Origin of the sequence: Stenotrophomonas sp. PS02289 (genome assembly GCF_029960115.1) — a bacterium.
Lineage (GTDB): Bacteria > Pseudomonadota > Gammaproteobacteria > Xanthomonadales > Xanthomonadaceae > Stenotrophomonas.
The window spans coordinates 1-10,988 of record NZ_JASCOZ010000149.1; the positions used below are offsets into that span (position 1 = coordinate 1).

Genomic DNA, 10,988 nt, shown 5'->3' on the forward strand with positions numbered 1-10,988 from the left:
CGCCCCCGCCCCGCGCGGGGGGAGGAACCCCCGGGTGGGGGGCGGGGCCCCGCCGCCGCGCGGGTGGGCGACGATATCTGGGTCAGCGGAACGCTGGGGGATGCGGCCATCGCATTGCGCGCCTGGCAGGCGGGCACGCTGGACGTGCGCCGGCCCGCCGATGACGCCCACATCGAGCATCTGCGCCAACGCCTGGCCCGGCCCACCCCGCGCGTGGCGCTGGGCCGCGCGCTGGCCGGTATCGCCCACGCGGCCGTCGACATTTCCGATGGACTGCTGGCCGACCTGGGGCATATCTGCACCCGCAGCGGTGTGGGAGCCCACATCGACCCGACCCTGTTGCCGGTGTCACCTGCCGCACGCGCGCGCGTCGGCGATGCTTCAGCGCGCGAAGCGGCACTGCGGGGCGGCGACGACTACGAACTGTGCTTCACTGCCGCGCCCACCCAGCACGACGCAGTGCGCGCGCTGTCCGAACGGCTGTCGCTGCCGCTCACCCGGGTGGGCACCGTGACGGCAGGGCAGGGCGTGCACGGAGCGGGCAGTGAGCCGCACGCACCGGGCTACGAACACTTCCTGTAAGGCCAAGGCTACCCTGTAGAAACGCCGGCTTGCGCCGGCGTCTCCCTGTTCCTCTTCTTTACCAGCGATATGACATCCCCAGCTGGGCACTGACTTCACGGTAGCCGTGGTCGCCGCGGGTTACGCCCAGACCGCCCCAGCCCGACAGGCGACCGAGGTCCACGCGACCCCCGCCGGTGAGTTCATAGCGGTTGCGCGGGGTGCTGGCGTTGACGACCTCGCCGTCGAACGCCATGGCGGCGCTGCCGCTGTCGCGGTACCAGTTCGCCGCGAGGTACGGCCGCACCTGGGCACCGGCCATAGCGGTGGCGTCGCCCTGCAGACGCAGGCCCAGGCGACCGGACACGCCGTGATTGCCGACACCACGCACCACGGTGCCGTTGCTTTCCACATGCAGGTCGGTACGGGCGTCGGTGTACACCAGCTGCAGTTCCGGCTGCAGGCTCAGCGCCAGGGTGCCCAGCTGGCCGACATCAAAGCGGTAGCCGGCTTCCAGCGACGACTGCCAGATGTCCGACGCGTAGCGCTCTTCCGCCAGGCCTTCGCCCTGCACGCGGTTGCGGAACTGCCCACGCTGCACCGTGCTGTCCACAAACGCAGTGCCATTGCTCCAACCGGCGTACACACCCACTGCGCCGCCTTCCACGCGTCCACGTGCGCTGTAGCCGGTCAGTTCCGAACGCGAGGTCGCACTCGACTGTGCTGCGGTGCCCATCAGGCCGAGGCGGCCGCGGCCATCGTCGAACACGCCCAGGTCCGCGCCCAGTTGCAGGCGCGAGCGTTCGACCCGCAGCGCGAGCTGGTCGTGTACCTTGCCCAGGCGGCTCTGCGTGCCGTCCACGCGGGCCCAGCCGCGCGGGCGCTCGCCGGCAGCGTCGACTTCGCCCTGGCGGTCGCGCCAGCTGTGGCGCAGCAGGTGTTCCATCGCGAACTGGTTGGCCAGGTAGGCACCGGCTTCCGGGCGCAGCACCGGCGTGGGCACCACCGGATCCACTGGATCAACCGGATCCACCGGGTCGATCGGCTCAACCGGCAGCGTGATCTGGCAGTCCGGCTGATCCGGGTCGATGTCGCACGGAGCGCCGGTAGCGAGCTCCGAACGCAGGTACCAGTTGCCATTGCTCCCATCCTTGAACAGGAAGTACTCATAGCTGCCACCCACTGCGCGGCCTACCAGGTCGAACGTGGCATTGGATGCGCCATCGATGCGGATCAGCTCGATGCCCCGGTCGGTCTTGGCTCCCGCGCCACCGGCATTGAGGACGCGCACGTTGGCCTGCCCGTCGGCGTCGCCGGCAATGAGCAGGCGGTCGGTGGCGGAGCTGTCATCACCCAGCCGCGTGTTGAACACCAAGGTGCCACCGGCTCCTGTGAAGCTGTCCAGATTCAAGGTGTTGAACTGCTTGCCATCGCCCAGCACGATGCTGCCCGTCGCGTCCAATCGAACCTGACCCACCTTGCTGTCACCAGTGAGTTGCCAGGTGCTGCCGGTGCCGATGTGGGCCGTGGTGACATCATTGAAACGACCGGTGATGCGCGCGTTGTTGCGCAGGTCAACGTTGACGCTGCCGTTGAACGCAGGGGTGTCCAGGGTGACGTCGCCGGTGAGCCGCGCGTCGTCGACGGCAAAGTACACGTCCATGTGAGCTGTGCCGGTTCCGCCTGTGGACCTTGCCAGCAGCAGATGGCCATCGCCGCCGGTCAGCGTGGAGCCGTTGGACACCTGGATGTCCACGCGCTGTTCCGTGTTGGTCTGGCCTGAGATCCACAGCGCCGGCCCCTGCAGCGAGGTCACGCTGGAATCATCAATCGTCAGCATGCTGCCAGGACCGAGCGAACGGATGAAATGCACGCCGGCGTTCGTCGACAGGATCTCCGACTTGTTCTGCAGGCGCAGTTCCCCTCCCCCCACCCGTGCGCCTATGCCGTACAAAGTGGGATGTGCGGCAGGATCGGAAATAACATGGATCCGCGTGGAATCGAGAAGCGCTTGCTGGTCGAAGTCGGGCATCAATTGGAGGCCGACGCCCGCACCGTCGGAGGGTTCCTTGACGATCTCGCTGCCGGTCATTTTCAGGTGGGCGCTGCCGCTCAGTGTGATGCCGCCGCCTTCGACGCGGGTGGAGGTGGCGATCAACGTGGCCTCCCCGCTCAGCACAATGGCCGAGCCCGCGCCGTCCGCGCGAGTTACGGTGGCACCCGTGAGCTCGACCAGGGACGTATCGGCGGCGGAGATTTTGTGGGTATGGCCGTTGGTGACGGTCAGGTGCGCACCATTGGTCAGGTTCCATGTTTCGGCAGCGTGCTCGTGATCGATGTCGACGCGCTCGCCGTCGATGTCACGGGCCAGTGCGCTGTGCAGTGGCAGGGTGCTGAGCGCCAGCAGCAGGGCGCTGGCGAGGGGGCGCTGGGAAAGACGGCGGGTGCCGTGTGAAACGTTCATGGTCGATGATCCTGGTTGGGAAAGGCAGGACACCGACCCGGCCGCGCCGGGCAATCGCGCGCCGCAGCACAGCGCACGAGCGCTGCCTGCAGCAGGGTGTCCTAGGGGGGCGTAGCCTCCGGGATGTGTCGCTTATGACCAATGAAAGAAGTTGCAATCCGGCAATCGGGGCGTGAAGGCCTGCGCAAAGATTCAGCCGGGTGAAGAAATCGGCGGTAGGCCTGCCCTGTAGAAGCGCCGGCTTGCGCCGGCGTCTCCGTGTTCCTCTTTACCAGCGGTAAGACAGCCCCAGCTGGGCACTGACTTCACGATAGCCTTGGTCGCCGCGGCTCACGCCAACGCCGCCCCAGCCCGACAGACTGCCGACATCCACGCGACCACCGCCGGTGAGTTCATAGCGGTTGCGCGGGGTGCCGGCGTTGAGGACTTCATCGTCGAAGGCCACGCCAGCCGCGCCGCCATCGCGGTACCAGTTCGCTGCCAGGTAAGGCTGCACCTGGACACCCACCGCAGCGGTGGTGTTGCCCTGCAGACGCAGGCCCAGGCGACCGGACACGCCGTCGTTGCCGACGGCGCGCACCACGGTGCCGTTGCTTTCCACGTGCAGGTCGGTGCTGATGTCGGTGTATACCAGCTGCAGTTCCGGCTGCAGGCTCAGCGCCATGACGCCCAGTTGGCTGATGCCGATGCGGTAGCCGCCTTCCAACGACGATTGCCAGATGTCCGATGAATAGCGCTCTTCCGCCAGGCCCTCACCCTGCACGCGGTTGCGGAACTGACCACGCTGCACCGTGCTGTCCATAAACGCAGTGCCATTGCTCCAACCGGCGTACGCACCCACTGCGCCACCTTCCACACGTCCACGTGCGCTGTAGCCAGTCAATTCCGAACGCGAGTTCGCACTCGACTGCGCCGCCGTGCCCATCAGGCCGAGGCGGCCGCGGCCATCGTCGAACACGCTCAGGTCCGCGCCCAGCTGCAGACGCGAACGCTCCACCCGCAGCGTCAGCTGGTCGTGTACCTTGCCCAGGCGGCTCTGCGTGCTGTCCACGCGGGCCCAGCCGCGCGGGCGCTCGCCGGTACCGTCGACTTCGCCCTGGCGGTCGCGCCAGCTGTGGCGCAGCAGGTGTTCCATCGCGAACTGGTTGGCCAGGTAGGCACCGGCTTCCGGGCGCAGCACCGGCGTGGGCGTAATGGGATCCGCAGGGTCAGCCGGATCAACCGGCTTGATCGGGTCAGTCGGATCAACAGGTTCAACCGGATCAATTGGTTCAACCGGATCAACCGGTTCGATCGGATCAACCGGATCGATCGGCTCGATCGGCTCGATCGGCTCAACCGGAAGCGTGATCTCGCAGCCCGGCTGATTCGGATCGAAATCGCACGGAACGTCCGAAGTGAGTTCCGAACTCAGGTACCAGTTGCCGTTGCTTTCATCCTTGAGCAGGAAGTACTCGTACCTGCCCCCCACTGCGCGGCCCAACAGGTGGAACATGGCATTGGAGTTACCATCGATGCGGATCAGCTCGATGCCCCGGTCAGTTTTGGCTCCCGCACCACCGGCATTGCGAACGATCACGTTCGCCTGCCCCTCGGCCTTGCCGGCAATGAACAGACGGTCGGTGGCGGAGGTGTCATCACCGAGCCGGGTGTTGAACACCAGCGTGCCACCGTTACCTGCGAAGCTGTCCATGCTCAAGGTGTTGAATTGCATGCCGTCGCCCAGTTCGATGTCGCCCGTCGAGTCCAATTGAACCTGACCCACCGTGCTGTCACCGGAGAGTTGCCAGGTGCTGCCGCTGCTGATGCGCGCCGTGGTGACATTGTTGAAGCGACCAGTGACGCGCGCATTGTTGAACAGGCCAACGTTTATGCTGCCGTTGAACGCAGTGGTGTCCAGGGTGACGTCGCCGGTGAGATGCGCGTTGGTGACGGTAAACTGCACGTCCGTGTGGGCCTCACCGGGCTGGCCATTCAAAGCGCGAGCCAGTAGCAGATTGCCATCGCCGCCGGACAGCGTGGAACCGTTGGAGACCGTAATGTCCACGCGCTGGTCTTTGTCACCCTGGGCGGCGACCCAGAGTGCCGGCCCCTGCTGCGAGGTGACGCTGGAATCGTCAATCGTAAGTATGCTGGCAAAACCGGAAGCGGGGAGCACGTGCACGCCGGCATTTGTCGACAGGATCTCCGATTTGTTCTGCAGGCGCAGCTCCCCTCCGGCCAGTCGTGCGCCAATGCCGGCTCCAGTGGGGGCGGCGGGGTCGGCAAGAACGTGGATCCGCGTGGAATCGAGCAGGGCCTGCTGGTACCCGGTGGGAAGCATCAGAAGGCCGACATCCGCACCGCCGGCGCGGTCCACGACGATTTCGCTGCCGGTCATTTCAAGGTAGGCGCTGTTGCTCAGCGTGATGCCGCCACCCAGGATGCGGGTGGATGTCGCGAACAACTCGGCTTTCCCGCTCAGAAAGATGGCGGGGCCCGTGGTTCGAGTGCGGGTCACGGTCGAATCGGCGAGTTGGACCAGGGACGTATCGGTGGCGGAAATGTAGTGGGTCTGGCCGTTGTTGACGGAGAGGTGCGACGTATTGATCAGTTTCCACTCTTCGGCAGGCTGCCCGTAACCGACATCGACGCGCTCGCCGTCGATGTCGCGGGCAACTGCGCTGTGCAGTGGCAGGGTGCTGAGCGCCAGCAGCACGGCGCTGGCGAGGGGGCGCAGGGAAGGGCGGCGGGAGCCGTGTGAAACGTTCATGGTCGATGATCCTGAGGGGGAACGGCAGGACACCGACCCGGCAGTGCCGGGCAATCGCGCGCAGCCGGACAGCGCGCGCGCGCTGCCAGCAGCAGGGTGTCCAAGGAGGGCGTAGCCTCCGGGATCTGCTGCTCATGACCAATGAAGGAAGTTGCAATCCGTCCATCGGGCCGTGACGGCCCTGCATCGGGACTCAGCCGGTTGAAGGCACCGGCGGCAGGACTTTGCCCGGGTTGAGGATCCCGTCCGGGTCCAGCGCCTGCTTGATTGACCGCATCGCGGCCAGCGTTGCGGGCGAGAAGGCCTGCGCCATGAAGTCGCGCTTGGCCAGGCCGATGCCGTGTTCACCCGACAGCGTGCCGCCCAGTGCCAGCGTCAGTTCAAATATTCTCGGCAGCGCGGCGTGCGCGCGCGCGTTCTCGTCGGCGTCGTCGGGGTGGTACAGGATGTTCACGTGCAGGTTGCCGTTGCCGGCATGACCGAAGGTGACGATGGTCAGGGTGTACTCCTGCGCCAGCGCCTGCACGCCGGCCACCAGGTCGGGGATGCGCGACACCGGCACCACCACGTCTTCATTGATCTTGCCGGGGGCGATGCTCTTCAGCGCCGGCGACAGCGCCTTGCGCGCCGCCCACAGTTTCTCGCGTGCGGCACCTTCCATCGCCACTTCCAAGGCCAGCAGGCCCTCGCCTTCGGCGGCATCGGACAGCGCCTGCAGCAGGTAGGGCAGGGTGTCGTGGTCGCCGTCGGCCTCCACCAGCAGCATCGCGCCGGCCGGCGGCACCTCCGCGCCATTGCGTCGCAGCAGTTCCAGGCTGCGTGCGTCCATGAACTCCAGACGGGTGGGCACCACCGGCTGCGCCATCAGCCGCGACACCGCAGCGGCCGCGGCATCGGCATCGCGGTACAGCACGCGCAGGCCGGCCTGGGTCACCGGCACCGGGGTCAGCTTGAGCGTGGCTTCGACGATCAGCCCCAGCGTGCCCTCGCTGCCCACCAGCAGATGGGTGAGGTCGTAACCGGTGGCGTCCTTGGTGTAGGCCCCGCCGCACTGGATGAGGTCACCGGCCCCGGTGACCGCGACCAGGCCCAGCACATTGTCACGGCTGGTGCCGTACTTCACCGCGCGCGGGCCGCCGGCATTGCAGGCCAGGTTGCCCCCGATGCTGCAGATCTCCGCGCTGGACGGGTCCGGTGCCCAGAACAGGCCGTGCGGGGCCAGCACGTGCTGTAGTTCGCCGTTGAGTACACCCGGTTCCACCACCGCGCAGCGGTTGCCCGGCTGCACGTCGAGAATGCGGTTCATGCGCGCGAACGACAGCACGATGCTGCCGTTCACCGGTACCGCCGCACCGGTGGTGCCGGTGCCCGCGCCGCGCGCCACGATGGGCACGTCGTGTGCGCGGCAGGCGCGCACGATCGCCACTACCTGGTCACGGTCGGTCGGCAGTGCCACGCCGTCGGGCAGCGCATGCCGCCACGAGTTGTCCTGCGCATGCGCTTCCAGCGCGGCGGCATCGGTGCGCCAGCCCTCCGCGCCCAGCAGCGCGTGCAGTTCAGTTGAGAATCCAGCGGGCAAAGAAGTGTTCATCGTCACGGTAGCGCCGGCCGTTGGCCGGCCCTCCAAAGGTCTAGGCAAACCCACAATCTTCCAGCCGGAACGCCGCGCGCAGCCAGTTCAGCTGCAGGGGGTCACCACTGGCATCCACCACGTCAAAGCGGCACGGCTGCATCGCCAGCGCGGGATGTCGCTGCAGGAACAACTGCGCGGCCAACACCAGCTTGCGCCGCTTGCGCCGATCCACCGACGCGGCACCCCCGCCAAACTGTGCGGTGGCGCGGTAGCGCACTTCCACGAACACCGTGGTGTGGCCATCGCGCATCACCAGGTCCAGTTCGCCGCCCTTGAAGCGCACGTTGCGCGCCAGGGGCTGCAACCCGGCCTGGCGCAGGAGCTCCAGCGCAGCGGTTTCCACCGCCGCGCCGCGCTGGGCGCGTGGGCTGGTCAACGCCTGCCGCTCAACGCCCGGTCAGTTGGCCACCGGCATCGGCCGGCCGCCGCTGAAGGTGGACCACGCCGGCACCCGCAGCACATTGCCGTTGCTGTCCAGGAACAGGGTGCCGGTGGCACCGGCCAGGCCGCCCTCGTTGGCGACCTTGTCCAGGTAGGCGCTGATCTTCCAGGCGTCGAAACCGAATGCGAACAGACGGCCTGCCGCGCCGCGCGCGGTGGGCAGCAGCTGCCCGGCGGTGCCGGCCGGCGGCAAGCCGGCCACGCTGCGCACGTTCCAGGCTTCATTCGGATAGACGATGCCGTCCAGCGCCATGTCTTCTTCCGGCTTGCCGGTGCCCAGCGTCAACTGCGAGGTCCCCACGCGGCTGGCACCGCCCACACCGGCCAATGCCAGCTGCGGAGCCAGCTGCCGGGCCTGCGGGGCTTTCACCGCCAGCAGCACGCCGTCGGCCGCACCGGCCGCACGCACCTGGGCGCCGATGTCGCCGACGGTATCGTTCACGCCGATGGTGGCCAGCACCTGGCCGCCGCGCTGGGTGAAGCGTTCGCGGAAGGCGGCGGCGGTGCGTCGGCCGTTGTCGTCATTGCTGTGCACCACCAGCACCTTGCTGCGTTCGCGCCCGCGCAGGTATTCGGCGGCGATGATGCCGTCGTCTTCCGGGGCCAGCGAGAAACCGGCGCTGCCGGCCGGCGGGCTGCTCTTGCCGCGATTCAGCGCGAGCACCGGCACCGGCAGTTCGTTGCGGGCGAACACCGCGTCGACCTCGTCGCGACCCAGCGGGCCGACGATGAAGTCCACGCCGGCGCCGACCGCCTTGTCATAGGCAGCCACCGCGCCGGACGGGGTGCCGGCGGTGTCGATGAACTGGATGTCCGGGCGGCGGCGGGTCTCGCCGTAGTAGCCGCTCAGCAGGCCATCGCGCACCGGTTGCGCGGCGGTGGCCAGGCGACCACTCAGCGGCAGCAGCACCGCCATCTTCACCGGCGGGCGATAGCCGTCGCTGAGTGCGGGCGGACGCTTGCTGGTGTCGAACTGGGCGACGCCGTCGCGGTCGAACGGGCGCGGCAAGGGCAGGCCACGGGCGATCAACGCGCGGCCGGCGAAGTTGTACAGCGGCTCGTTGGCCGGCAGTGCAGCGGCACGGGCGCGCAGGGTGGCATCGTCCAGCTGGCCCAGCAGCGCCGCAATGGCCTGCTGGTTGTCGGTGCGGGCGGTGCCGCTCAGGGCGGCGTGTGCGCGGGCGCGCTCGGTGGCGGCACCGATCACATCGCCGTTGGCCTGCAGCGCGTTGGCGCGGGCCAGCTGCCAGCGCGTGCGCAGCTGCGGGACCACGGTATCGGAGGACTCCTTCAGCGCCGCCAGTGCCTGTGCCGGCTGCTTGTCCAGCAGCGCCAGTTCGGCGGTGGTCAGGTGATAGCGCTGCAGGCTGGCTCCACTGAGGCCACGCGGGGTGACCTGGGTCAACAGACTGCGCGCGCGGGCGGTGTCGCCGGCCTCATGCCAGGCGAAGGCGGCGTCCGCGAGGGCAGCGCTGCGGGCCGTGCCGCGCAGGGTGTTGGCCAGGGCTTCCAGCTGCACGGCGGCGTCGCGCGGCTTGCCCTGCTCGATCAGCACCAGCGCCTGGCTCTGTGCCGGCGACTCCGGTGCAGAGGTCAGGCTGGTCGTGGCGCAGCCGGCCAACAGCAGCAGCGACAGCGACAGGGTGGAGATCCGGGCGGCGGGCTTGTTCATGATCAGGTCCATTCGATGGGGCAGCGGCCGTAGGCGGGTACGGTACGATTCTACCCTTGACCTGTGAGTGCCGTTGCGATGAGTGCTGTCCCCACGCTGTATGTCGTTGCCACCCCGATCGGCAACCTGGCCGACCTGACGCCGCGTGCGCAGGAGGTGCTGCGCTCGGTGGCGGCGATCTGCGCCGAGGACACCCGCCGCAGCGGCCAGCTGCTGGCCCATTTCGGCATCCAGCAGCCGCTGGTGGCGCTGCACGACCACAACGAGGACGCCCTGGCCCAGCGCATTGTCGGCCGCCTGCTGGGCGGTGAGTCGCTGGCGCTGGTCAGCGACGCCGGCACCCCGCTGGTCAGCGATCCGGGTTACCGGCTGGTGCGCGCCGCGCGCGAAGCCGGGATCCGGGTCAGCCCGGTTCCTGGAGCCTGCGCGGCGATTGCCGCGCTGAGCGTGGCCGGCCTGCCCAGCGACCGCTTCACCTTCGAGGGTTTCCTGCCTGCCAAGGGCTCCGGCCGTCGTGAGCGTCTGCAGGCGCTCGCCGGGGAAACCCGTACCCTGGTGTTCTACGAATCCTCACACCGCATCGCGGAGTCCCTGGCCGATATGGCTGACGCGTTCGGACCGCAACGCCCGGCGGTGCTGGCCCGTGAGCTGACCAAGCTGTTCGAGACCGTGCTCGACGGCGACCTCGCCAGCCTGCGCGCGCAGGTGGAAGCGGATGAAAACCAGCGCAAGGGCGAGTTCGTGGTGATGGTGCAAGGAGCGACTGACGACGCCGAGGCGCAGCTGCAGCACGGCCGCCGGGTCTACGCGAAGCTGAGCGAGCATCTGCCGCCGTCTACCGCGGCCAAACTGGCGGCCGAACTCACCGGTGCCCCGCGCAAAGCCCTATACGGCTCATAAACGACACCTTTACTAACGCCATCTCACTGCGCCCTCAGCAATTCGTAGCGCCGGCCGTTGGCCGGCAACCGCGCGAAGCGCGGCGCAAAATGCCGGGCCTGCAGACAATACGGTGTACACTACGCGTGGCGGAGCCGGCCAGACAGTCGCGTCATTCCTTCGGGAATGCCGAGGAAAGTCCGGGCTCCACAGGGCAAGGTGCCAGGTAACGCCTGGGCGGCGCAAGCCGACGGAAAGTGCAACAGAAAGATACCGCCTACGTTCTCTTCGGAGAGCCGGCAAGGGTGAAATGGTGCGGTAAGAGCGCACCGCGAGTCTGGTAACAGACCGGCACGGCAAACCCCACCTGGAGCAAGACCAAATAGGGTCCTTTGGCGTGGCCCGCGTCGGGACCGGGTAGGTTGCTTGAGCGCCACGGTGACGTGTCGCCTAGAGGAATGACTGTCCACGACAGAACCCGGCTTATCGGCCGGCTCCGCCTTTTCCCTCCAGACGGGTGACGCGCATGGCGCGTCACAACAGCCCCTCAATCCTCAACCCGGTGGTCATCCCACCCCCGGCGGTA

The 10,988-nt window shown here is 68.0% G+C and carries 7 protein-coding genes and 1 other RNA gene; 3 read left to right on the top strand and 5 right to left on the bottom strand.

All coding sequences use genetic code 11. The annotated features are described in order from the left end of the window. The coding region (locus QMX83_RS16890) for an AIR synthase-related protein (protein ID WP_282297799.1) at positions 1 to 582 on the top strand (582 nt) is incomplete at its 5' end. 58 nt (positions 583 to 640) lie between these two features. On the opposite strand, the gene QMX83_RS16895 is transcribed toward QMX83_RS16890, so the two are convergent. The 5 genes from QMX83_RS16895 to QMX83_RS16915 all read right to left on the bottom strand — a co-directional run bounded on the left by QMX83_RS16895 (position 641) and on the right by QMX83_RS16915 (position 9,523). Next, positions 641 to 3,025, bottom strand: coding sequence for an autotransporter outer membrane beta-barrel domain-containing protein (locus QMX83_RS16895; protein ID WP_282297800.1), 2,385 nt, complete (start codon positions 3,023 to 3,025; stop codon positions 641 to 643). A 268-nt stretch (positions 3,026 to 3,293) separates the two neighbouring features. Next, entirely contained in the window at positions 3,294 to 5,777 is a 2,484-nt protein-coding gene (locus QMX83_RS16900) for an autotransporter outer membrane beta-barrel domain-containing protein (protein ID WP_282297801.1), read from the bottom strand. 193 nt (positions 5,778 to 5,970) lie between these two features. Continuing rightward, positions 5,971 to 7,368, bottom strand: coding sequence for an FAD-linked oxidase C-terminal domain-containing protein (locus QMX83_RS16905; protein WP_282297802.1), 1,398 nt, complete (start codon positions 7,366 to 7,368; stop codon positions 5,971 to 5,973). Between the two features lie 40 nt (positions 7,369 to 7,408). Beyond that, positions 7,409 to 7,786 carry a YraN family protein gene (locus QMX83_RS16910; protein ID WP_282297803.1) on the bottom strand — a complete coding sequence of 126 codons (378 nt, stop codon included), beginning with the start codon at positions 7,784 to 7,786 and terminating at the stop codon, positions 7,409 to 7,411. A 21-nt stretch (positions 7,787 to 7,807) separates the two neighbouring features. Continuing rightward, positions 7,808 to 9,523: a penicillin-binding protein activator gene (locus QMX83_RS16915; RefSeq protein ID WP_282297804.1), complete on the bottom strand. Its 1,716-nt coding sequence runs from the start codon at positions 9,521 to 9,523 to the stop codon at positions 7,808 to 7,810. Between the two features lie 78 nt (positions 9,524 to 9,601). On the opposite strand from QMX83_RS16915, the gene rsmI reads away from it, so the two are divergent. Continuing rightward, positions 9,602 to 10,423: a 16S rRNA (cytidine(1402)-2'-O)-methyltransferase gene (gene rsmI / locus QMX83_RS16920; RefSeq protein ID WP_282297805.1), complete on the top strand. Its 822-nt coding sequence runs from the start codon at positions 9,602 to 9,604 to the stop codon at positions 10,421 to 10,423. Between the two features lie 130 nt (positions 10,424 to 10,553). After that, positions 10,554 to 10,904: RNase P RNA component class A (rnpB, locus tag QMX83_RS16925), an RNA gene on the top strand. Positions 10,905 to 10,988: the final 84 nt, after the last annotated feature.

Bases quoted from the DNA above. Each gene is read 5' to 3' on its own strand.
- QMX83_RS16895 (WP_282297800.1), bottom strand. From the start codon at position 3,025: ATGAACGTTTCACACGGCACCCGCCGTCTTTCCCAGCGCCCCCTCGCC.
- QMX83_RS16900 (WP_282297801.1), bottom strand. From the start codon at position 5,777: ATGAACGTTTCACACGGCTCCCGCCGCCCTTCCCTGCGCCCCCTCGCC.
- QMX83_RS16905 (WP_282297802.1), bottom strand. From the start codon at position 7,368: ATGAACACTTCTTTGCCCGCTGGATTCTCAACTGAACTGCACGCGCTG.
- QMX83_RS16915 (WP_282297804.1), bottom strand. From the start codon at position 9,523: ATGAACAAGCCCGCCGCCCGGATCTCCACCCTGTCGCTGTCGCTGCTG.
- rsmI (WP_282297805.1), top strand. From the start codon at position 9,602: ATGAGTGCTGTCCCCACGCTGTATGTCGTTGCCACCCCGATCGGCAAC.